Here is a 20,288-nt window from a genome sequence, read left to right as displayed (position 1 = left end):
GCCGGCACTACCACGCTTCAGCGATGGCGTTTTTCCAGTACTGCCCGCGCATCATCCAGTGACAGCCCACGCGCGCGCAGCAGCACCAGCAGGTGGTACAGCAGGTCCGAGGCCTCGCCCAGCAGCGCCGCATCGTCCTGCGCCACCGCCGCCAGGGCGGTCTCCACGCCCTCCTCGCCCACCTTCTGTGCGATGCGGCGGATGCCACCCTCGAACAGGCTCGTCGTGTAGCTGCCGGGCGGGCGCTGCGCCTCGCGCATGGCCACCAGCTGGCCCAGCCCGCCCAGGAAATCCTTCGGCGCCTGGTCGAAACAGCTCTCGGCACCGGTGTGGCAGGTTGGTCCCGCCGGCCGTGCCGTCACCAGCAGCGTATCGGCATCGCAGTCGACACGGATCGATTGCACCACCAGTACGTTGCCGGACTGCTCGCCCTTGGTCCACAGCCGTTGCTTGCTGCGGCTGAAAAAGGTCATGTGACCGATGGCCAGCGTGGCGGCCAGTGATTCGGCACTGACATACCCGAGCATCAGCACCTGCAGGGTGTCGGCATCCTGCACCACCGCCGGCAGCAGGCCGTCGCCCTTGCCCCAGTCCAGCGCCTGCAACGCGTCCAGAGAGGGCCTCACTTCAATAGACATCCCGCACCTCGATCTGCTGTGCGCGCAGGTAGCGCTTCAATTCCGGAATGGCGATCGCGCCGCTGTGAAACACACTGGCGGCCAGCGCGCCGTCGACGTCGGCCTGGTCGAAGGCTTCGGCGAAATGCTCCATCGTACCGGCACCGCCGGAGGCGATCAGCGGCACCTGGCACAGGGCCCGCGCCTGCTGCAGCTGCGCGACGTCGTAGCCGCGGCGCACGCCATCGCTGTCCATGCAGTTCAGTACGATCTCGCCCGCGCCACGCCGTTGTGCTTCGACGATCCAGTCCAGGGTGCGCAGCGGCACCGCCTGGGTCTTGTCCGGATCGCCGCTGAAACGACGCACCCGCCACTGCCCGTCGGCCTCGCGCACCGAATCGACGCCCACCACAACGCACTGCACGCCAAACTCGTCCGCCAGCTCGGTGATCAGCTCCGGCCGGCCCAGCGCCGGCGAATTGATCGACACCTTGTCGGCACCGGCAAACAGAACGCGGCGCGCGGTTTCGACGCTGTCGATGCCACCGGCCACGCAGAACGGAATATCGATCAGGCGCGCGATGCGCTCGATCCACGCCACGTCCACCGAACGCGCTTCGGGACTGGCGCCGATGTCATAGAACACCAGCTCGTCCGCGCCCTGGTCGCGATAGCGCTGCGCCAACTCGGCGATGTCGCCCATGTCGACGTGGTCGCGGAAGCGCACGCCCTTGACCACGCGGCCGTCGCGCACGTCCAGGCAGGGAATGATGCGGCGGCTCAACATGCCAGCGCCTCCGCCAGGTCCATGCGCTGCTCCAGCAGCGCCTTGCCGAGAATCGCACCGCCACAGCCAGCGGCACGGGCCTCGGCCACATCGGCCACGTCACGGATGCCGCCGGACGCCTGCACCGCCACGCCCGGCAGCAATGCCGACAGGTGCTGGTAGAGGCCGATGTTGGGCCCGGCCAGCATGCCATCGCGGGCGATGTCGGTGCACAGCAGGTGGCGCATGCCGGCGCGCGCGTAGCGCTGGGCCAGCTCGTCCAGGGTCACCCCGGCATTTTCGGTCCAGCCGTGCACCGGCAGCTGCCATTGCCCCTGTGCATCCTGGCGCGCGTCGAGCGCGATCGTGATGCGCTCGGCACCAAACTCCCCCAGCCAGCCGACCACTTCGTCGGGGCGGCGCACCGCCAGCGAACCGACCACCACGCGGCCGGCGCCAGCGTCGAGGATGCGCGCCACGTCGTCACGGCCTCGCACGCCACCGCCGGTCTGCACCTGGAGTGGCGTGTGCGCACGGATCGCCGCGAGCAGCGGCGCCAGCGTGTAGCCACCGGCGCGGGCGGCATCCAGGTCGACCAGGTGCATCCATTGCGCGCCCTGCGCGGCGAAGGCTTGCGCGCGCGGCAACGGGTCATCGCCATAGGAGGTTTCCTGCGCATAGTCGCCCTGGCGCAGGCGCACCACGCGGCCATCACGGATATCCAGCGCGGGGTAGACGATGAAACTCATGCAGCAGTGCCCTCAAGGAAATTGCGCAGCATCAGCGAACCGGTTTCGCCGGAGCGTTCGGGATGGAACTGCGCGCCGTAGTAGCGGCCCTGCTCCACCACGGCAGTGAACAGGCCGCCATGGTCGCAGGCAGCCACCGTGTGGGTGTTCAGTGGCGCCGCATAGCTGTGCACGAAGTAGGCGCTGGCGCGCTCGGGTACGCCGCGCAGCAGCAGCGACTCACGCAGCGGCAGCAGGCGGTTCCAGCCCATGTGCGGCACGCGGATGCCACAGGCCGGCACCAGCTTGCGCACCACCCCGGGAATCAGTCCCAAAGTCTCCACGCCGGCCTCTTCGGAGCGCTCGAACAGCAGCTGCATGCCCAGGCAGATGCCCATCAACGGCACCTCCAGCCGCTGCAGCGGTTCCACCAGGCCCTGCGCATGCAGGCGCTGCATGCCGGGACCGGCGGCGCCGACGCCGGGCAGGATCACCCGCTGCGCACCGGCCAGGCCGTCCGCATCGCGCACCAGCCGCACCGTCGCGCCCAGGCGCTCCAGTGCGTAGCGCACCGAACCGAGGTTGGCGCCACCGGCATCGATCAGCGCAACGTCGCTCACAGCGCCCCCTTGGTGCTCGGCAGCGCCGTGCCCTGGCGGGCCAGCGCCGGGCGCAGTGCGCGCGCCAGTGCCTTGAAGCAGGCCTCTACCTTGTGGTGATCGTTGTCGCCGCGCACCTGAAGGTTGAGGTTCAGGCCGCTGGCATCGCACAGCGAGCGGAAGAAGTGCGGCACCAGCTCGGTGGGCATGTCACCCACCCGCTCGCGCTTGAACTCGCCCTCGAACACGAAGTATGGCCGGCCACTGAAGTCCAGCGCGGCGCTGGCCAGCGTCTCGTCCATCGGCAGCGTGAAACCGTAGCGGCCGATGCCGCGCTTGTCGCCCAGCGCCTCGCGCAGGGCCTGGCCCAGGGCCAGCCCGGTGTCTTCGATGGTGTGGTGCTCGTCGATGTGCAGGTCGCCCTCGGCCTGGATGTCCAGCGCGAAGCCGCCGTGCTTGCCGATCTGTTCCAGCATGTGGTCGAAGAACGGCAATCCGGTGGAGATGCGTGCATCACCGGCACGGTCCAGGTCCAGTTCCACGCGGATCTTCGTTTCTTTCGTGTTGCGCTGGACCACGGCGGTGCGCGGTGCGTCGGCCAGCGCGTGGGCAATGCCCGGCCAGTCCCACTCACCACCGAACTGCTCGGTGCGCAGCTGGAAGCCCCGGATGTTGAGGTTGTCGGCGAACTGCAGATCGGTGATGCGGTCGCCGACCATGCCCGAGCGCGCCCAGTCGATGCTGCGGTCCTGCAGGTAAGCCGTCATCAGCCCGATGCCCGGCTTGCGGGTCGGTGCATTGTCGTGCGGCCAGCTGCAGTCGATCAGCACGTCACGGAACGTGATGCCCTGGCTTTCGAAGATCTGCAGCATCAGGTCGTTGGGGCCGTCGAAGCTGGCGCGCGGGTAGCTGTCGCTGCCGAGGCCGTCCTGGTTGGTGACGATCACGAACTGATAGCCGGCGTCGCGCAGCTTCAGCAGCGCCGGGATCACCTGCGGCACGAAGCGCAGCTTTTCGTAGGCGTCGATCTGGAAATCGGACGGCTCTTCGATGAGTGTGCCGTCGCGGTCGATGAACAGGATCGGGGTCATGCTGCGGCCCTCCGCGCCGACAGGGCCGCAAGCACGCGGTCATTCTCTTCGGGACTGCCGATGCTGATGCGCAGTGCATCACCCAGTTGCGGCGCGGCGCGCTGGTCGCGCACCACCACGCCTGCGTCCAGCAGTGTATCGAATGCGGCCTGGGCGTCGGCGAAGCGCGCCAGCAGGTAGTTGCCTGCCGAGGCGTACACCCGGCGCACGCCGGGCAGGCCGGCCAGGGCTGCACGCAGGCGCTCGCGCTCGGCGATCACCGTCGCCACGCGCTCGGCGGTGCGCGCCAGCGCTTCGGGTTGCAGTGCCTGCACGGCCAGTTCGGCGCACGGGGTCGGCACCGGGTACGGCGCCTGGCAGCGGCGCAGCACGGCAATCAGCTCCGGTGCGGCGATCAGGGTTCCAATGCGGGCCGCGGCCAGGGCATGCGCCTTCGACAGCGTGCGCAGCACCGCCAGGTTGGCATGCGCGGCCAGCAACGTCGTCGCCGACGGGCGCTGCGCGTATTCCACATACGCCTCGTCCACCACGACCAACGCCTGTCCGCGCAGCGCAACGGCAACGCGCTCGACATCGTCCAGCGCGATATCACTGCCGGCCGGGTTCGACGGCGCGCACAGGAACACCAGCGTGGCATTGCGGGCCTTGGCCGCGTCGATCACCGCATCCAGATCGGTGCGCAGGCCATCCTCGCTGTCCACCAGCGGCACTTCAATCAGTGCGGCCCCCTGCAGCCGCGCGCACACCGCATACATGCCGAACACCGGTGGCGTGACCAGCACGCCATCGCGGCCCGGCACGCACAGGGCGCGCACCAGCAGGTCAATGGCTTCGTCACTCCCACGGCCGATCAGCAGCTGCTGCGCCTGCACGCCATACAGCGCGGCCAGGCCCTCGCGCAGTGCCAGCGGCTGCGGCTCCGGATAGCGCCGGCTGCTGCCCGCCGCATCGGCCGGATTGGCCCAGGCCGACTCGTTGGCATTCAACCAGACTTCGCCCTGCACCGCCGCGCTGCGCGCCGAACTGTAGCCGGCGAACGCCTGCAGGTCCGGGCGCACCAGCGCCAGCACGTCCTCGATCGCCGCGCTCATGCCGCCGCCTCCATGCGCAATGCCACCGCACGCTCGTGGGCATCCAGGCCTTCGGCGCTGGCGATGATGCGCGCGCAGCCGCCAATCGCCGCCAGGCCGGCGGCGCTGGCGCTCTGCACGCTGATCAGGTTCTGGAAACTGGCCACGCTGACACCACTGTAGGCGCGCGCGGCACCGGCGGTGGGCAGCACGTGGTTGGTGCCGCTGCAGTAGTCGCCCAATGCCTCGGGGGTGTAATCCCCCAGGAACACCGAGCCGGCTGCCTGCACCTTGTCCAGCCACGCGCGCGGTTCACGCAGGGCCAGGATCAGGTGCTCGGGCGCATAGCGGTTGCTGATCGCGAACGCCTCGGCCAACGCATCGACCAGGATCAGCCGCGACGCCGACAAGGCCTGCCGTGCGATCTGCTGGCGCGGCAGCAGGGCGACCTGGCGCTCCACCTCGGCTTCGACCGCGGCCAGCATCGCCGCATCGTCGGTCAGCAGCAGCACCTGCGAATCCGGGCCGTGCTCGGCCTGCGACAGCAGGTCGGCGGCGACGAACGCTGGATTGGCGCCGGCATCGGCGATCACCAGCACTTCCGAGGGACCGGCCGGCATGTCGATGGCGGCGGCGCCGTCCTGTGCGACCTGCTGCTTGGCTTCGGTCACGAAGCTGTTGCCCGGCCCGAACAGCTTGTCGCAGGCCGGAATGCTGGCCGTGCCATAGGCCATCGCGGCGATCGCCTGCGCGCCGCCCAGCTTGAACACGCGCTGCACGCCGGTCAGCCGCGCGGCCACCAGCACCGCCGGATCAGCCGTGCCATCGGCACGCGGCGGCGTGCACAGCACCACCTGCGGGCAGCCGGCCAGCTGCGCCGGCACGCCCAGCATCAGCGCGGTGGACGGCAGCGGCGCGCTGCCGGCCGGCACGTAGAGCCCTACCCGTCCGATCGGACGCAGCATGCGTTCGCAGACCACCCCCGGCGCGGTCTCCACCGCGTATCCCTTGCCCATGCCGGCGGCGTGGAAGCGGGCGATGCGCTCGGCGGCGTCCACCATGGCCTGGCGCAGTTCGGCGGGCACGGCGGCTTCGGCAGCGGCGAATTCGGCTTCGCTCACTTCAAAGGACGACAGCTCGACACCATCGAAACGCGCGGTGATCGCACGCAGCGCGTCGTCGCCCTGCGCACGCACCTGCGCGATCAGCGCAGCCACCGCGTCGCGGGTCTGCTGCGCCACGGTCTGCACCGGGCGGGTCAGCGCGGCGCGGCGCGCGGTTTCATCAAGTCGGGACCAGGTCAGACGGTTCATGCCAGCGACCGCTCCACGCTCAACACCATCAGGCCCTGCGCGCCGGCGCGCTCGAGTTCTTCCATGCGCTGCCAGCTCAGCGGGCCCGGGCACATGGTCTGCAGGCGCAGCGCGCCGCCATCGGCCGGCAGCCGCACCAGCGGCTCGGCATCGGCCAGCAGCTGCGCCAGCGCGTCGACGCGATCCTCGCTGGCGCGGAACATCAGCAGCTTGCGGTCCTGGCGCTGCACCACGCCGTCGAGGCGGCGCAGCAGCATCGCGCGCAGCGATGCGCGCGCATCATCCGGTACGCGCACCGCGCCGGCCAGCACTGCTTCGCTGTCGAGCAGGTTGTGTACCGGGGTCAGCTGATTGGCGCGCAGTGTCGCGCCGCTGGACACCAGATCGCAGATCAGGTCGGCCGTGCCCAGGCGCGGTGCGATTTCCACCGAACCGGACAGCTCGACCACCTGTGCATCCACGCCCTGCTCGGCCAGCCACTGCTTGAGGATGGCCGGGTAGCTGGTGGCGATGCGGGTACCGGCCAGCTGCGCCGGTCCCTGCCACTGCCACTCCTCGGGTACTGCCAGCATCAGCCGGCACTGGCCAAAGCCCAGCCCGCGCAGCGCCTGGTACGCATCGGGCAGCCCGATCTGGCGCCGCGCCGCGGCCTGCTCGTCCAGCTCGTTGCGGCCCACGATGCCGAGGTCACAGACGCCGTCGGCGATCAGGCCGGGGATGTCGTCGTCGCGCACCAGCAGCAGGTCCACCGGCAGTGATTCGCCATAGCAGAACAGCTTGTCGCGGCTCTCACGCCAGCTCAGGCCACACGCGCTGAGCAGGTTGCGGGCGGGCTCGGCCAGCCGGCCACTCTTCTGGATGGCGATACGCAGCCGGTCTCGTACCGGCGCTGCCTGGGTTGCACTCATGGGGGAGGTCTCGAAGTTCGGAACGGGGCGCGGATCAGCGCAGGGCAAGGCGGTCGATGGCAGCGGCATAGCCTCGATGGCCATGCTCGAGCGTGCGCGCCACCCGTCCGGTGGTGGTCACGCTGACGCCGGTGCGCTCGTGGATCTCGCGGTACGGCACGCCCTGCTGCAGCAACGGCACCACCTTCCAGCGGTCGGCCATGGCCTCCAGCTCGGCCGGGGTGCAGAGGTCGCGCAGGAAGGCCTCGACCTGCTCCGGCTCGCGCAGGGCGGCAAAGGCCCGGGCCAGGGCTTCCAGGTCGGCCTTGGGGTCTTTGGCGGCAATCTCGGGGCGGGCTTTCACGGGGTCGGGTCCATGCATCAATGTAATAGCGCGTTAGTACATTAGCGCATTCTTGCGCGATGCGTCAAATCGGGGGGATTGGGGGGCGGCAAGGCTGCTGCCCTGCACCCGCAGAGGCAAGAGCCAGAGCAACAGCAAAAGGCGGTTTCCCGAGGGTTGGCGGGATGGATCCGGTTGAGGGGGCCGCTGCAAGTACGTCCATGTAAGCTCGGTCGCCGCATCCATGCGGCTCACGCCCCCTCAACCGGACCCACCCCGCCTTCGACAGTTGACCGCGATCTGTCAGAACAGCATGGATCGGATCGGAACCGGCTTTTGTAGAGTCGAGCCATGCTCGACTGCGCTTCGCCCGCAAACGCAGAACGCCCACCGAAGGGCGGGCGTTCTGCTTTCAAATCAACAATCTGGCCGACTCAGGGCAGACAGCGCACCTCGGCCTGCAGCGCCCCACGCCGCAGGCATTCGCCGAACAGGCTGCCCTGCCGGCTCGGCAGGGACTGGATGTTTTCCAACGCCCCTGCGCCGGCCGGACACGTCCGCGAGGCCAGGGCCTGCAGGTCGCCCTCCAGCTGCGCGCGATCGATCACGTGGCAGCGATCGACCTGCAGCCGGTACTGTGCCGGCCCTATCCGTGCACTGCGCAGCGCCGGGTCGCTCTGGCAGCCCGCCAGCAGGAGCACGCACAGCGCCCCTGCGGCGGCCCGCATCACGCCATTGCCTTGGACTGCTCCAGCTCCACCTGCAGGGTGCTGGCCAGCTCGTCGCGGGAGACTTCGAACTGCTGCTCGCGCAGCAGGTCCTTCACCGCCACCACGCCACGTGCCAGCTCGTCCTCGCCGGCCAGCACCACGAAACGGATGCCGGCCTTGGCCGCGTACTGGAACTGCTTGCCGATCTTCTTCGGCTCCATCTGCACTTCGGTGTTGATGCCACCGGCGCGCAGGCGGCGCGCGATGTCCAGCGACTGCGGCATGCCCTGCTCGTCCATCAGTGCCACCAGTGCCTGCACGCTGCTGGCCTCGATGCCGTCGATCAGGCCGGCTTCGCGCAGCTGCCAGAACAGGCGCGACAGGCCGATGGAGATGCCCACGCCCGGCAGCTTCGACTTGCTGTAGTGGCTGGCCAGGTCTTCGTAGCGGCCGCCCGAGCAGATCGAGCCGATCTGCGGATGGTCGGTCAGCGTGGTCTCGTAGACGGTGCCGGTGTAGTAGTCCAGGCCCCGAGCGATGGAGAAGTTCAGGCAGTACGCGGTTTCCGGCACGCCCAGCGCCTGCACCAGCTGCAGCACCTCGCGCAGTTCGGCCACGCCAGTGCGCAGGATCTCCGAAGAACCGGCGTCGGCTTCAAGGGCAGCCAACTGCGCGAGCGCATCGGCATGCCCCTGCGAACGCACGGCCACGAATGCCAGGATCCTCTCGACCTGTTCGGCCGGGATGTTGAAGCCCTCGCCCACCAGCGTCTCGCGCACGTAATCGGCGCCGCGCTTGTCCAGCTTGTCCACTTCGCGCAAGACCGCCAGCTGGCGCTCGCCTTCGGCCACGCCCAGGCTTTCGAAGAAGCCGCGCATCAGCTTGCGGTTGTTCAGCTGGATGCTGAAGTCACCGATGCGCAGTTCCGAGAACACGGCGTGGATGACCGCCAGCACTTCGGCGTCGTAACGCACGCTCAGGCTGTCCTTGCCGATCACGTCGATGTCGCACTGGTAGAACTCGCGGAAGCGGCCGCGCTGGGCGCGTTCGCCACGGTACACGCGCTGCATCTGGTAACGGCGGAACGGGAAGGTCAGCTCGTGTTCGTGTTCGGCCACGTAGCGCGCCAGCGGCACGGTCAGGTCGAAACGCAGCGCCATTTCCGGCAACGAACGGTCGCCCGATTCAGCCGCATTGGCCAGCGCACCGGTGGACTGCACGAAATACACCTGGCGCTCGGTCTCGCCACCGGACTTGGTCAGCAGCACGTCGGACAGTTCGAACACCGGCGTCTCGACCGGCAGGAACCCGAAGCGCTCGTAGTTGCGGCGGATGACGTCCAGCATGCGCTGGAACGCAATCTGCTCGCGCGGCAGCAGCTCAAGGGTGCCGGGCGGGGTACGGGGCTTGATCACGGGCGGAACTCCTGCTGGAACGGGACGTGGGAGGGGGCGACATTCTAGCGCCCCCGCCTCCGGCAGGGTCGAACGGCCGCTTGAAGTATCATAAGGCCCTCCCCGCCCGCGATACGCCCCCGCAACATGTCACGGCCTTCCGGCGCTCCGCCCGCCAACAACGATCCCGCCGCGCCGTCCTGCATCACGCTGGACTGCCTGCACTGCTCGGTTCGCCACCTTGCGGTGTGCTCGGCGTTGTCGCCCGATGAAGTGCAGGCGCTGGAACAGGTCACCGTTTCGCAGCAGGTCGGCATGGGCAGCACCCTGGCCCGCACCGGCGAGGAGCGCCAGCATGTCTATACATTGACCGGCGGTGCGCTGCGCCTGGTTCGCACCCTGGCCGACGGCCGGCGCCAGATCAGCGGCTTCGTGCTGCCCGGTGACTACCTCGGGCTGAGTGGCAGCGATCACCACCGCTACGACATCGAAGCGATCGCCGACAGCCGCGTCTGCCGGGTCGCGCTGCCACAGATGAAGGCGCTGCGCAGCCGCTTCCCGCACCTGGAGCGCAAGCTGCTGCAGCGCGCCTGCCAGGAACTGGACGCCGCCCAGGATGCGGCGCTGGCATTGGCACGCCTGCAGCCGGCCGAGAAGCTGGCCGATTTCCTGCTGCGCCTGGCCGCACGCGAGGCCAGGCTCGGCGGTGACGGCCTGCGCGTATCGCTGCCGATGGGGCGCGGCGATATCGCCGACCACCTGGGCCTGACCATGGAAACGGTCAGCCGCACCTTCACCAAGCTGCGCCAGCAGGGGCTGATCGCCCTGCCCCACCTGAACGTGGTGGAGATCCTCGACGAGGACGGGCTGCGCACGCTGGCCGGTGAAGGATTGATCTGACGGCATCGCGGTTGATGGGGTTGCCGGCCAGCGGCCGGCACTACCCGTGTTGCATCCTCCATCTGCGATCAACGCATCAACACCTCACGCAACGCCGCGTAATCGGCCGCCAATGGCTCGGCATGCGCCGGTCGCTGCAGCAACGCGTCCAATGCCGGCGGCACCGCGACCGGGCCGCCGATCAACGGCTCCACCACCACCTCGAACTTGGCCGGATGCGCCGTGGCCAGCACCGCCCAGTCGCCCTTGGCACCGCGCGCGCGCAGGTCCTGCAACACCTTCACCGCCGTCGCCGTGTGCGGGCAGAACAGTTCGCCGCTGCTGGCATGCGCTGCGGCAATCGTCGCGCGGATGGTCACGTCATCCACCGCGAACGCGCGGAAGGCAGCGCGCAGCTCGGCATCATCACCGTGATAGAGCCAGCGCAGGCGCTCGAAGTTGCTGGGCGCCCCCACATCCATTGCGTTGGCAACCGTGGCCACACTGGCCTGCGGCTGATAGTCGCCACCGTTGAAGTACGCCGGCAGCACCGCATTGGCATTGGTCGCCAGCACGATCTGCCCGATCGGAACGCCCAGCGCGCGCGCCAGCACTGCGGCCATCGCATTGCCCAGATTGCCGGTCGGCACCACCAGGTTGAGCCGACGACGATGCGCTGCGTAATGGGTCAACGCCGCATGTGCGTAGTAACTCATCTGAGGGAGCAGGCGGCCGAGGCTGATGCTGTTGGCCGAGCTGAGCGGCACCTGCGCCTGCAGGTCACGGTCGGCCAGCGCCTGCTTGACCATGGCCTGGCAATCGTCAAACGCCCCGGCCACACGCAGCGCCTGGATGTTGTCGCCGAAGCAGCCAAGCTGATGCGCCTGCCGCGGCGACACGCGGCCATCCGGGTACAGCACCACCACACGCACGCCCGGCTGGCGATGGAAGGCTGCCGCCACGGCGGCACCGGTATCGCCAGAGGTGGCGACAACGATCGTCAGGTCGCGGTCCTTGCCGGCCTGCAGCCGCGACAGCGTTCCGGCCAGGAAACGCGCGCCGATGTCCTTGAACGCCGCCGTCGGCCCATGGAACAGCTCCAGCACATGGTCGCCGTTGCCAAGTGCACGCAGCGGCACCGGGAAGTCGAACGCCTCGCGGCAGATCGACGGCAACGCGGCCTCGAGTGCGTCAGCGGCGAAGAACGGTGCCAGCAGGTCCGCGGCGGTATCGGCCAGCGTCGCCCCGGCCTGCAGCTCACGTGCCGCCGGCAGGGTGGCGGGCACATACAGCCCGCCGTCAGGTGCCAATCCTGCAGCGATCGCCGCGCTGAGGCCAACGGCCGGGGCCTGGCCGCGGGTCGAAACAAAGTGCATGGGGTCGGTATCCAGTAGGGGGGAAGGATTCAGCACAGCCGGGCTCCCGGCGCATCCAGCGGCGACACCCAGGCGTCGCTGTCGAAACCGGCGGCGGCAAATGCAGCCTGCACCGGTGCAGCGGCGGCACGGGCCTGGTCGGCGTCCTCGAACCAGGCAAACACACTGGGGCCGGCACCGGAGATACCTGCGCCCATCGCCTGCGCCGACAGCGCCGCATCGCGGGCGGCCTCGAAGCCGCCGATCAGGCCAGCGCGGCGCGGCTCCACCAGCACATCGCGCAGCCCCGCGCGGACCAGCCCGGCGTCGCTGCGATGGCAGCCGGCAAGCACCAGCGCCAGGTTCGCGCTCTGTGCCACGAATTCAGCCAGCGCATAGCTGCCCTGCAGGGCCTGGCGCGCAAGCCGGGTTTCCAGCACTGCGTGCGGATGCACCAGCAGGCTGTGCCAGGCGGCCGGCACCGGAATCGGCAGCAGGCGGTCCGCCGTGCACAGCGCCAGCCCGCCCAGCAGCAGCGGTCCCACGTTGTCGCCGTGGCGCCCGCCACTGGCCACGGCTTCGCCGTCCAGCGCAAACGGGTACAGCGCCTCGCGTGGCAGCGGCACATCGAGCAGCGCATTGGCGGCCACCAGTGCAGCAACGCACGACGCGGCCGAGCCGCCCATGCCGGAGCCGAACGGAATGCCCTTGTCGATCTCCACCGCGAAACCGAACTCCAGGCCCAGCCCGGCGCGCAGCGACATCAACGCTGCGCCGGCGGTGTTCCCGGCCGCATCCAGCGGCAGCGCGACGGCGCTGCCACGGATCGCGTCGATGCGCACCCGCGGCTCATCGAGACGGCGCACGCTTACGGTATCGCCGACACCGGCAAGCGCATGGCCAAGAATGTCGAAGCCGACCGCCACGTTGGCCACCGAGGCGGGCGCGAACGCACGTGCGATCACAGGCGTGCTCCTTCGCCAGCGGCCACCCGCAGCAGGTCCGCGAACACGCCCGCTGCCGTGACTTCCGGCCCCGCGCCCGGCCCCTGCACCACCAGCGGATTGTCGCAATAGCGACGGGTACGGAACTGCACCACGTTGTCGGTCAGCCGCAGGTTGGCGAAGGCGTGGTCGGCCGGCAGTTCCTGCAGGCCCACCGAGGCACCGTCCGCACCGAGCCGAGCCACATAGCGCAGTACCGCGCCGCGCGCCCGCGCTTCCTGCAGGCGCTGCAGCAGGCTGGCGTCGGACTCGCCCAGCCGCGCCATGAAGTCGTCCACGCCGCCGTCGCGCAGCAGCGCCGGCACCAGGCTTTCCACCTGCACCTGCTCCAGGCTGAGCGCGTGGCCGGCCTCGCGGGCAAGGATGACCAGCTTGCGCGCCACGTCCACGCCGGACAGGTCATCGCGCGGGTCCGGCTCGGTGTAGCCCATCGACCGCGCCTGCGCGACCAGCGCGGAGAACGGCTGGCTGCCATCGAAGCGGTTGAACAGCCAGGCCAGCGTGCCGGAGAAGATGCCTTCGATGGCCAGTACCTCGTCGCCGGTATCGACCAGGTCGCGCAGCGTGGTGATCACCGGAAGGCCCGCGCCCACCGTGGCCTCGTAGCGGAACCGCGCACCACTGGCCGCCGCCGCGGCGCGGATGCGCTGATAACGCGGCAGCGGGCCGGCGCCAGCCTGCTTGTTCGGGGTGACCACGTGGATGCCGGCTGCCAGCCAGCCCTCATAGCGCTCAGCCACCTTGGCACTGCCACTGCAGTCGATCACCACCGCATGCGGCAGGTGCGCGGCCAACAGGTGTTCGGTGAAGCGATCCAGATCGCTGGGCTCACCCGCCTGCTGCAGGGCATCGCGCCAGTCCGCATGCAGGCCATCCGCCTCCAGCCGCATGCGCGAACGCGAGGCCAGGGCGCGCAGGCGCAGGTCGACGTTGGCCTTGGCCAGCAGCTGCGGACGGGCGGCCAGCAGCTGGTCCAGCAGCGCGGCGCCGACATTGCCCGGCCCGATCACCCCCACCGCGAAGGTCTGCGGCGACAGCCAGAAACCCGCATGCGCGGCGCGCAGCGCACGGGTGGCATCGGCACTGTCCACGGCCACGGAGATGTTGCGCTCGGACGAGCCCTGCGCGATCGCCAGGATGTTCACCTGCGCACGCCCCAGCGCTTCGAACAGGCGCGCGGCCACGCCCGGCTGGCCGGCCATGCCATCGCCGACCGCCGCCAGCACGCTCACACCATCACTGACCTGCACGCGCTGCACCTGGCCCACCGACAGCTCGTGGGCGAACGCGTGCAGCAGGGCCTCGCGGCCGCGGCCGGCTTCGGCAGCGCGTACCACGCAGCAGATCGAATGTTCCGACGAACCCTGCGAGATCATCACCACCGATACCTGCGCCTGGCGCAGCGCGGCGAACACGCGCTCGGCGGTACCGGGCACGCCGATCAGGCCGGTGCCCTCCAGGTTCAACAGGGACAGCCCGGGGCTCAGGGTCAGGCCCTTCACTGGCCCACGCGGCGAGCGTTCTGCACTGATGCGCGTTCCCGGGTGTGCCGGCTGGAAGGTGTTGCGGATGAAGATCGGCAGGCCGAGGCGGATGGCCGGCGACATCGTCTGCGGGTGCACCACCTTTGCGCCGAAGTAGGCCAGTTCGCAGGCCTCGTCGTAGCTCAGCGATTCCAGCTGCACGGCTTCGGGCACCAGCCGCGGATCGGCTGACAGCACGCCGTCGACGTCGGTCCAGATGTGCAGTTCATCGGCATTGAACAGCGCGGCGAAGATCGCTCCGGAGTAGTCACTGCCATTGCGGCCCAGGGTGGTGATGCGGTCATCGCGGTCGCGCGCGACGAAGCCGGTGGCCACCAGCCGCGACTGCGGATGCTGCAGGCGCCACCTGGCGAGCCGGTCAGCACTGGCCTCCCAGTCGACATCCACGCCGAGTTCGCCATGCCCGACCACCAGCACATCGCGGGCATCGAGCACGGCACAGTCTTCGCCCAGGGCACGCAGGTGGCTGCCGAGCAGCTGTGCGGAAAACACTTCGCCCAGGCCCTGCACGCGGTCGAGCACTTCGCGCGGCAGCTCGCCGATCACCGCCAGCGCCGCCAGCACTTCGGCCAGCTGATCGAAGTGGGCGTCGATCCATTCGACCGTCTCGCCGACCTGCTCGCCCAGCAGCGCCACGGCGGCGCCGCGATGGCGCGCGCGCAGGGCATGCCACGCCTCGCGCCAACCTTCGTCGCCCTTGGCCGCCAGCTGCGCCAGATCGATCAGCGCGTCAGTGACGCCCTTCATCGCCGAGACGACAGTGACCTGCAGCGGTTCGGGGCGGGCCAGCAGCAGGCCGGCAACATGGCGATAGCGTTCGGCATCGGCCACCGAGGTGCCGCCGAACTTGTGCACGACAGTGGACGGCGCAGCCAGATCGGCCGGGGCAACGGGATGGGCGGGGGCGTGGGAAGACATGCAGACCTCGGCAGGAGGCCCCGTCGCATGCAGGTGTCGAGTTTCCCCGCCACCTGGATGGTGCGGGGCCGTGGTTTTCGGGAGTTACACGAAGACGACGGGCCGCACCAGGGCAGTGGTGACGGTGGTGGTGGTAATGGTGGTGGTGGCGACCGGCGCAGTCGAACGGCCCGCAGTGGCGGGGGCGATCAGGCTGGCGTGGGCGGCATCAAGGACCATGGCGCACAGAAAACACTGCGCATGGGCCTGCTGTCAAGTGTTGCACCGCAAAAGACCGCTGCCGTGATCATCGGCCAACGTGCGTGCATTTGGTTGCAATTGAGACCAAGCGTGCATCAGCACGCTTGTCGACCGGATTCAGCCTGCATGTTCGGCGATCGCCCGCGGCGTGCGGTGGGCATGCGCGCACAGCATCACGCCGGCCACCAGGAACACGATCGCCAGTGCTTCCAGCAGCGACGGCCAACGCTGTTGCCAGGCGAAGGCATACAGCAGCGCGAACAGCGTTTCGAACACGATCATCTGCCCGGTCAGGGTCAATGGCAGCAGGCGGCTGGCACGGTTCCAGAACGCGTTGCCGAGGATCGAGGCCACCACTGCCACGCCGGCGCTGATCGCCCAGAAGCCACCCCACTGCGCCGCCGTGTGGTCGCCAGGGCCGATGAAGGCCATCGGCACCAGCAGCAGCGCCAGGCCACCGGTGGTGACGCCGGTCAGCAGCGACCAGTCATGGCTGGACAGATCCGGCCTGCGCGCCAGCCAGCGGCTGTTGCCGATCGAGTACAGCGCCCACGAGAACAGCGCGCCGAACGCGCACAGCAGTCCGACCACGCGCTGGCGCCACGGCGTGGCCAGATGCTCGGACATCAGCGACTCCCAGCCGACCAGAGCGACCCCCAGAACGCACAGGCCCAGCGCCGGTAGCAGCTGCTTCAGCGGCACGGCCCCCTGCTCGCGCACGCCGACCAGCGTGACCACCACCGGGATCAGGCCAACGATCAGCGATGCCGCAGCGCCACCGGCCCACTGCACGGCCGTGGCCAGCAGCAGGAAGTACACCAGGTTGCCGGCCAGGCTCAGCCACAGCAGGCCGAACCATTCGGCGCGGCCCAGCCGTGGCGCCAGCCGCCTCCAGCGCGGCAGCAGCAGCGCGACGGCAATCAGGCCGTAGACCAGATAACGGCCAGCCGACAGCTGCAGCGCATTGAACGACTGCAGCACGGCGGGGGCCAGAAAGACCACGCCCCACAGCGCGCCGGCGGCAATGCCGTTGGCGATGCCCAGGGCCATCGGGTTGTTGCGCATTCGGATACTTCGGGGGAGAGAACAGGCCACGCAGTGTATGCGTTGCACGGCGGGCGCTCTTGACCGAGGCTACTGCCCTGCCCGGCTGTGCGCATGCGGAGTCGCCTCGACTCGGGAGCCGAGCCATGGGCTCGGCTCTACAGGTCAGGTGGCGCCCCTTCGCCACGCAGCGGGAGTCTGGCCACATTCGCGGCGCAGCGCACGGGTCAATGCGCTCTGCTCGGAATAGCCTGCGGCCAGTGCGATATCACTGATCGGCGCGGCGCTGGTGCGCAGCTGATGCTTGGCCCAGCGCAACCGGCACGCACTGAGCCATGCCTGCGGGCCGAGCCCGAATTCCCGCTGGAACAGCGCATGCAAGCGACTCTCGCTGACACCGACGAAGCCGGCCATGCGTGCCACCGGCCACGCCTGCCCGGGGTCGGCCTGCACCGCCGCGCACAGGCCCTGCATGCGCGCGCCACTACCGGCGGGCGCAAACACCTGCAGCAACTGCGGCAGCAGGGGCGGCAACGGTTGGCCCGCACGCACCTGCGCCAGGCACTGGCGCAACGCCAGCGGCAGGTGCAGCCAGCGCTGGCGGGACAGGTGTTCCTGGGTTGCGTCATCCAGCACGCCGGGTGGGCAGTCGACAATCACGAAACCGTTGGGACCGTCTGCCATCTGGTCGTGGGCTTCGCCCGCTGCAACGAACGCGCCCTGCAGCAGGTCCAAGCGCCCCCCGCGCCCCTCCATCTCGAACTGCAGCTCGCCCTGCAGCGGCAACACCCACTGCGCATAGTCATGGCGATCCAGGCCGGTGGCCTGGCCGTACTGCCGCAGGTGGAAGATCGCGCCCATCCGGCGAGTGTGCGCGTGCTTGGATATCCCTGCAACGCGGGCGCGCCTCCACACGCGATGGCTCCCACGATCGGTGGCGGGTCGTGCCTGACCGGGCGCCGGACTAACCGTCCACGCCCAGGAAGGTGAACGGTGCACTGGGCACGAACTGGCCCAGCGCATTGCCGGAATAGGTGTTGCGCTGGTCCGGGCCGAGATCGAGCTTGAGCACCTTGCCGCCGAAATCCACCTTGTTGAGGTCGACCCAGAACGTGTTCGGGGTCAATGCCGATTCGAAGAAGTACAAGCGCCGCTTGTGGTCGGCCACGGTACGCCAGCGCGTGGAGGAGATGTTCGGCTCGCCCGGCGTGGTGATGCCGTAGGGCACCGATGTATTGCGGATCACGCTGAACACGCTGGCCAGCGCCACCACCGGGTCTTCGGACTTGGGAATGGCGTTGATGTAGAACGAAGCCCGCGCGAAGCGATCGGCCGAGCGGTTGGTGCCGGGCAGCATCACGGTGCCGCCGATCTGCTGCCAGTAGCTGTTGAGCGCCAGCTGCTGTTCGAAGATCGGCGAATTGGTCATCACCTGGTAACGGCGGTCATGGTGGATCACCTGGCGGCCACCGATGTATTCGACGATGGCGCTGTCGCCGGTGGCATCGGACAGCGACAGGTGCAGCGTTGCCTGGCGGTCTTCGCCCGGCACTTTGTCGGTGACGATCGAGTACGGCTCACGCTCCAACGCCGCCACCGCCTCGCCAACGGTCGCAAAGTTGTCGAGCACGTACTGCGCCCAGAGCGAAATGGCCAGTCCGGGCTTGTTGCCACGCTGCTTCGGATACTCCGATTCGACCAGCCACAGCAGGTTGGCCACCAGGCCCTTTTCGTTCATGCCGTCGGTGGTCGACACGTCGTAGCCGGTGGCCACGACCGAGCCATAGCGCGCCGTCCAGGCCAGCGACTTCGGGCCGGCCTGGCCGGTGCGCGCGATGCCGCGTGGCAGCACATAGAGGTTGGTCGCCACATCGACTTTCCAGTCCATCGAACGCGCGGTGATCACATCACCGTTGTCGCCCAGGTACACCGCCCGCGTGCAGGCCAGCGCCGGTGCGACCGCGGCAGCCAGTGCGACCGCCAGCATTGCCCGGCCCGTCCACTTCATCCGTACCATGTCGTTGCACTCCTTTCCCCGTGATCGGTGGATCTCACCCCATGCAGGGTGACACAGCAGTGAAGCCTCATCGAAGGAGGCGATCGTGCAGCCAGAAGCCTGCCAGCATCGCCGGCACGAACCACAGGGCTTCGTGGGCGCCGACCGCCAGGCCCGCGATGGCCGGCCCCGGGCAGTAGCCCGCCCAGCCCCAGCCGATCCCGAACAGCGCCGCGCCCAGCAGCAGCCGCCCATCAATGCCACGGGCAGTGGGCAACTGGAAGCGCTCCGCGCACAGCGGTTGCGCACGGCGCAGCACCGCGCGCTGCCCGACTGCACTGACCAGCACCGCCGACGCCAATACCCAGGCCAGAGTCGGATCGAACTGCCCGGCCACATCGAGGAAACCGAGAATGCGGCGTGGATCGGTCATCCCGGCCAGCGCCAATCCCGCGCCGAACAGCATCCCTGCGCCACCGGCAGCCCAGGTCGTGCGGCTCACCGGAGGCCTCCGCCGTGGCGAATGAGGAACGTGGTCAGCATGGCGCAGGCCATGAACACCAGCACCGCCAGCATCGAGCGCTTCGAGCCCCGCGCCATGCCACATACGCCGTGCCCACTGGTGCAGCCATTGCCCAGCCGCGTGCCAACGCCCACCAGCACACCGGCGCCGACCAGTTGCCAGGCGGGCAGCGCGTCGCGCAGCAGCGCCCGCGGCGCCTCCCCGGGCGGTGCCTGCCACCACAGCACGGCTGCGGCGGCGGCCGCCAGGCCGAGCAGGAACGCCCAGCGCCAGGCGCGTTCCTCCGGTTCCGCACGCAGGCTGCCGGCGGCGATGCCGCTCACGCCCGCCACGCGCCCGGTGGTGGCCAGCAACAGCACCGCGGCGGCCCCGATCATCGCCCCGCCCGCCACAGCGGCCCATGGCAGGTTCATGTCCGGCCTCCGCGCATTGCATCCATCGACTTGCCTTTTTATTTAGCTTTTTCTAAATTAGCGTCTTCTAAACAAAAAGGTCAACCATGCCGCGCACCGCGCTCGACAGTGCCGCAATGGCAAAGCACGCCGCGCAGGCCGCCGCCCTGCTCAAGAGCCTGGCCCATCCGGCCCGGCTGCGTGTGCTGTGCCGCCTGGTTGAGGGGGAAGCGCCGGTGCCCGAACTGCAGGCGCTGACCGGATTGAGCGCATCGGCGCTCTCGCAGCATCTGGCCGTGCTGCGCGAACTGGGCATCGTGGCGACCCGGCGCGAAGCACAGGCCATCCACTACCGCATGATCGAAGGGCCCGCACTGGGCGTGCTGCACGCACTGCACGCCGCATACTGCGGTAGCGGCACCTCGCGCTGACGCTCAGCCCGCGTGCAGCACCGGCTGCACGACGTTGTCCAGCAGGTCCAGCGGCGTCGGCACGGCGCGATCGCCGTGCAGGGTACGGCTGAAGCCCGACCAGTCGCCGGATGAAAGCCGCCGCAACAGCGCCTCGTCCACCGGCAACGCGCGCATCGACCAGTACGGAAACTGGCGCTGGCCCAGGCGGCCACGCGCCAGTTCAATGATGTCGACATGGCTGCCGGCCTGGAGGATGCGCTCGTACACCGACGCAATGCCATCCGGCGGCCCTTCGATGTACTGCAGGAAGTGCCCGCCATCGTGCAGCAGCACCCCGGTCACGCCGGCCATCTTGTTGAAGCGGGCCGCATCGTCAACCACCGCCTGCAGCCGTTCAGCGGAAAGATCCGCCCGCGCCTGGCTGACGTAGGCGATCGCGCGCAATGGCATGGTGCTTCCTTG

Annotated in this window: 23 protein-coding genes; 2 read left to right on the top strand and 21 right to left on the bottom strand. The window is 69.2% G+C overall.

Annotated features, from left to right (window positions below; all coding sequences use genetic code 11):
• Positions 1-17: 17 nt before the first annotated feature.
• From hisIE to hisS, 11 genes are all read right to left on the bottom strand, one after another.
• Positions 18-638, bottom strand: coding sequence for a bifunctional phosphoribosyl-AMP cyclohydrolase/phosphoribosyl-ATP diphosphatase HisIE (gene hisIE, locus LRM18_RS07290; RefSeq protein WP_064238364.1), 621 nt, complete (start codon positions 636-638; stop codon positions 18-20).
• Entirely contained in the window at positions 628-1,404 is a 777-nt protein-coding gene (gene hisF / locus LRM18_RS07285) for an imidazole glycerol phosphate synthase subunit HisF (RefSeq protein ID WP_270952976.1), read from the bottom strand. The genes hisIE and hisF overlap by 11 nt, the downstream gene beginning before the upstream one ends.
• Entirely contained in the window at positions 1,398-2,132 is a 735-nt protein-coding gene (gene hisA, locus LRM18_RS07280) for a 1-(5-phosphoribosyl)-5-[(5-phosphoribosylamino)methylideneamino]imidazole-4-carboxamide isomerase (RefSeq protein WP_049471326.1), read from the bottom strand. The genes hisF and hisA overlap by 7 nt, the downstream gene beginning before the upstream one ends.
• Entirely contained in the window at positions 2,129-2,731 is a 603-nt protein-coding gene (gene hisH, locus LRM18_RS07275) for an imidazole glycerol phosphate synthase subunit HisH (RefSeq protein ID WP_049471324.1), read from the bottom strand. The genes hisA and hisH overlap by 4 nt, the downstream gene beginning before the upstream one ends.
• Positions 2,728-3,801 carry a bifunctional histidinol-phosphatase/imidazoleglycerol-phosphate dehydratase HisB gene (gene hisB, locus LRM18_RS07270; protein WP_053462805.1) on the bottom strand — a complete coding sequence of 358 codons (1,074 nt, stop codon included), beginning with the start codon at positions 3,799-3,801 and terminating at the stop codon, positions 2,728-2,730. The genes hisH and hisB overlap by 4 nt, the downstream gene beginning before the upstream one ends.
• Positions 3,798-4,892, bottom strand: coding sequence for a histidinol-phosphate transaminase (gene hisC / locus LRM18_RS07265; protein WP_270952971.1), 1,095 nt, complete (start codon positions 4,890-4,892; stop codon positions 3,798-3,800). Before hisC ends, hisB begins: the two co-directional genes overlap by 4 nt.
• Complete coding sequence (gene hisD, locus LRM18_RS07260) at positions 4,889-6,184, bottom strand: histidinol dehydrogenase (RefSeq protein WP_049471319.1); 1,296 nt, start codon at positions 6,182-6,184, stop codon at positions 4,889-4,891. The genes hisC and hisD overlap by 4 nt, the downstream gene beginning before the upstream one ends.
• The gene (hisG, locus tag LRM18_RS07255; protein ID WP_270952970.1) at positions 6,181-7,092 is read right to left on the bottom strand and encodes an ATP phosphoribosyltransferase; all 912 of its coding nucleotides are present in this window, start codon (positions 7,090-7,092) and stop codon (positions 6,181-6,183) included. Before hisG ends, hisD begins: the two co-directional genes overlap by 4 nt.
• Before the next feature lie 34 nt (positions 7,093-7,126).
• The gene (locus tag LRM18_RS07250; protein WP_080355606.1) at positions 7,127-7,453 is read right to left on the bottom strand and encodes a YerC/YecD family TrpR-related protein; all 327 of its coding nucleotides are present in this window, start codon (positions 7,451-7,453) and stop codon (positions 7,127-7,129) included.
• Positions 7,454-7,848: 395 nt separating this feature from the next.
• Positions 7,849-8,142 (bottom strand): hypothetical protein, encoded by a 294-nt coding sequence (locus LRM18_RS07245; protein WP_270952967.1) that lies wholly within the window; start codon positions 8,140-8,142, stop codon positions 7,849-7,851.
• Complete coding sequence (gene hisS / locus LRM18_RS07240) at positions 8,142-9,539, bottom strand: histidine--tRNA ligase (RefSeq protein ID WP_053504968.1); 1,398 nt, start codon at positions 9,537-9,539, stop codon at positions 8,142-8,144. The genes LRM18_RS07245 and hisS overlap by 1 nt, the downstream gene beginning before the upstream one ends.
• Positions 9,540-9,665: 126 nt before the next feature.
• On the opposite strand from hisS, the gene LRM18_RS07235 reads away from it, so the two are divergent.
• Complete coding sequence (locus tag LRM18_RS07235) at positions 9,666-10,418, top strand: helix-turn-helix domain-containing protein (RefSeq protein WP_049471312.1); 753 nt, start codon at positions 9,666-9,668, stop codon at positions 10,416-10,418.
• A 68-nt stretch (positions 10,419-10,486) separates the two neighbouring features.
• On the opposite strand, the gene thrC is transcribed toward LRM18_RS07235, so the two are convergent.
• The 9 genes from thrC to LRM18_RS07190 all read right to left on the bottom strand — a co-directional run bounded on the left by thrC (position 10,487) and on the right by LRM18_RS07190 (position 19,434).
• Positions 10,487-11,773, bottom strand: coding sequence for a threonine synthase (gene thrC, locus LRM18_RS07230; protein ID WP_270952964.1), 1,287 nt, complete (start codon positions 11,771-11,773; stop codon positions 10,487-10,489).
• 29 nt (positions 11,774-11,802) lie between these two features.
• Positions 11,803-12,717 (bottom strand): homoserine kinase, encoded by a 915-nt coding sequence (locus tag LRM18_RS07225; protein ID WP_049471309.1) that lies wholly within the window; start codon positions 12,715-12,717, stop codon positions 11,803-11,805.
• Positions 12,714-15,218 (bottom strand): bifunctional aspartate kinase/homoserine dehydrogenase I, encoded by a 2,505-nt coding sequence (gene thrA, locus LRM18_RS07220; RefSeq protein WP_270952961.1) that lies wholly within the window; start codon positions 15,216-15,218, stop codon positions 12,714-12,716. The genes LRM18_RS07225 and thrA overlap by 4 nt, the downstream gene beginning before the upstream one ends.
• Before the next feature lie 84 nt (positions 15,219-15,302).
• Complete coding sequence (locus LRM18_RS07215) at positions 15,303-15,437, bottom strand: hypothetical protein (protein WP_005413160.1); 135 nt, start codon at positions 15,435-15,437, stop codon at positions 15,303-15,305.
• A gap of 138 nt (positions 15,438-15,575) precedes the next feature.
• The gene (locus LRM18_RS07210; protein WP_049471306.1) at positions 15,576-16,523 is read right to left on the bottom strand and encodes a DMT family transporter; all 948 of its coding nucleotides are present in this window, start codon (positions 16,521-16,523) and stop codon (positions 15,576-15,578) included.
• A gap of 144 nt (positions 16,524-16,667) precedes the next feature.
• Positions 16,668-17,363, bottom strand: a complete 696-nt coding sequence (locus LRM18_RS07205) for an AraC family transcriptional regulator (protein ID WP_057494501.1) — start codon at positions 17,361-17,363, stop codon at positions 16,668-16,670.
• 103 nt (positions 17,364-17,466) lie between these two features.
• A complete protein-coding gene (locus tag LRM18_RS07200) occupies positions 17,467-18,519 on the bottom strand; it encodes a linear amide C-N hydrolase (RefSeq protein ID WP_064238347.1) in 1,053 nt (350 codons plus the stop codon).
• Positions 18,520-18,586: 67 nt separating this feature from the next.
• The gene (locus LRM18_RS07195; protein ID WP_103282998.1) at positions 18,587-19,000 is read right to left on the bottom strand and encodes a DUF6691 family protein; all 414 of its coding nucleotides are present in this window, start codon (positions 18,998-19,000) and stop codon (positions 18,587-18,589) included.
• Entirely contained in the window at positions 18,997-19,434 is a 438-nt protein-coding gene (locus tag LRM18_RS07190) for a YeeE/YedE thiosulfate transporter family protein (protein ID WP_270952955.1), read from the bottom strand. The genes LRM18_RS07195 and LRM18_RS07190 overlap by 4 nt, the downstream gene beginning before the upstream one ends.
• 86 nt (positions 19,435-19,520) lie before the next feature.
• Between LRM18_RS07190 and LRM18_RS07185 the strand changes: the two genes are divergently transcribed.
• A complete protein-coding gene (locus LRM18_RS07185; protein ID WP_064238340.1) occupies positions 19,521-19,844 on the top strand; it encodes a metalloregulator ArsR/SmtB family transcription factor in 324 nt (107 codons plus the stop codon).
• A gap of 3 nt (positions 19,845-19,847) precedes the next feature.
• Here LRM18_RS07185 and LRM18_RS07180 read toward each other — a convergent pair whose 3' ends face one another.
• A complete protein-coding gene (locus LRM18_RS07180; protein WP_053462792.1) occupies positions 19,848-20,276 on the bottom strand; it encodes a BLUF domain-containing protein in 429 nt (142 codons plus the stop codon).
• Positions 20,277-20,288: the final 12 nt, after the last annotated feature.

Origin of the sequence: Stenotrophomonas sp. PI_27 (assembly GCF_027854495.1) — a bacterium.
GTDB classification, from domain to species: Bacteria; Pseudomonadota; Gammaproteobacteria; order Xanthomonadales; family Xanthomonadaceae; genus Stenotrophomonas; species Stenotrophomonas pavanii.
The sequence above is the reverse complement of the archived record's forward strand: the minus strand, read 5'-3'. Positions and strand labels throughout refer to the sequence as shown.

Bases quoted from the DNA above. Each gene is read 5' to 3' on its own strand.
- hisIE (WP_064238364.1), bottom strand. From the start codon at position 638: ATGTCTATTGAAGTGAGGCCCTCTCTGGACGCGTTGCAGGCGCTGGAC.
- hisF (WP_270952976.1), bottom strand. From the start codon at position 1,404: ATGTTGAGCCGCCGCATCATTCCCTGCCTGGACGTGCGCGACGGCCGC.
- hisA (WP_049471326.1), bottom strand. From the start codon at position 2,132: ATGAGTTTCATCGTCTACCCCGCGCTGGATATCCGTGATGGCCGCGTG.
- hisB (WP_053462805.1), bottom strand. From the start codon at position 3,801: ATGACCCCGATCCTGTTCATCGACCGCGACGGCACACTCATCGAAGAG.
- hisC (WP_270952971.1), bottom strand. From the start codon at position 4,892: ATGAGCGCGGCGATCGAGGACGTGCTGGCGCTGGTGCGCCCGGACCTG.
- hisD (WP_049471319.1), bottom strand. From the start codon at position 6,184: ATGAACCGTCTGACCTGGTCCCGACTTGATGAAACCGCGCGCCGCGCC.
- hisG (WP_270952970.1), bottom strand. From the start codon at position 7,092: ATGAGTGCAACCCAGGCAGCGCCGGTACGAGACCGGCTGCGTATCGCC.
- LRM18_RS07250 (WP_080355606.1), bottom strand. From the start codon at position 7,453: ATGCATGGACCCGACCCCGTGAAAGCCCGCCCCGAGATTGCCGCCAAA.
- LRM18_RS07245 (WP_270952967.1), bottom strand. From the start codon at position 8,142: ATGCGGGCCGCCGCAGGGGCGCTGTGCGTGCTCCTGCTGGCGGGCTGC.
- LRM18_RS07235 (WP_049471312.1), top strand. From the start codon at position 9,666: ATGTCACGGCCTTCCGGCGCTCCGCCCGCCAACAACGATCCCGCCGCG.
- thrC (WP_270952964.1), bottom strand. From the start codon at position 11,773: ATGCACTTTGTTTCGACCCGCGGCCAGGCCCCGGCCGTTGGCCTCAGC.
- thrA (WP_270952961.1), bottom strand. From the start codon at position 15,218: ATGTCTTCCCACGCCCCCGCCCATCCCGTTGCCCCGGCCGATCTGGCT.
- LRM18_RS07215 (WP_005413160.1), bottom strand. From the start codon at position 15,437: ATGGTCCTTGATGCCGCCCACGCCAGCCTGATCGCCCCCGCCACTGCG.
- LRM18_RS07210 (WP_049471306.1), bottom strand. From the start codon at position 16,523: ATGCGCAACAACCCGATGGCCCTGGGCATCGCCAACGGCATTGCCGCC.
- LRM18_RS07205 (WP_057494501.1), bottom strand. From the start codon at position 17,363: ATGGGCGCGATCTTCCACCTGCGGCAGTACGGCCAGGCCACCGGCCTG.
- LRM18_RS07200 (WP_064238347.1), bottom strand. From the start codon at position 18,519: ATGGTACGGATGAAGTGGACGGGCCGGGCAATGCTGGCGGTCGCACTG.
- LRM18_RS07190 (WP_270952955.1), bottom strand. From the start codon at position 19,434: ATGAACCTGCCATGGGCCGCTGTGGCGGGCGGGGCGATGATCGGGGCC.
- LRM18_RS07185 (WP_064238340.1), top strand. From the start codon at position 19,521: ATGCCGCGCACCGCGCTCGACAGTGCCGCAATGGCAAAGCACGCCGCG.
- LRM18_RS07180 (WP_053462792.1), bottom strand. From the start codon at position 20,276: ATGCCATTGCGCGCGATCGCCTACGTCAGCCAGGCGCGGGCGGATCTT.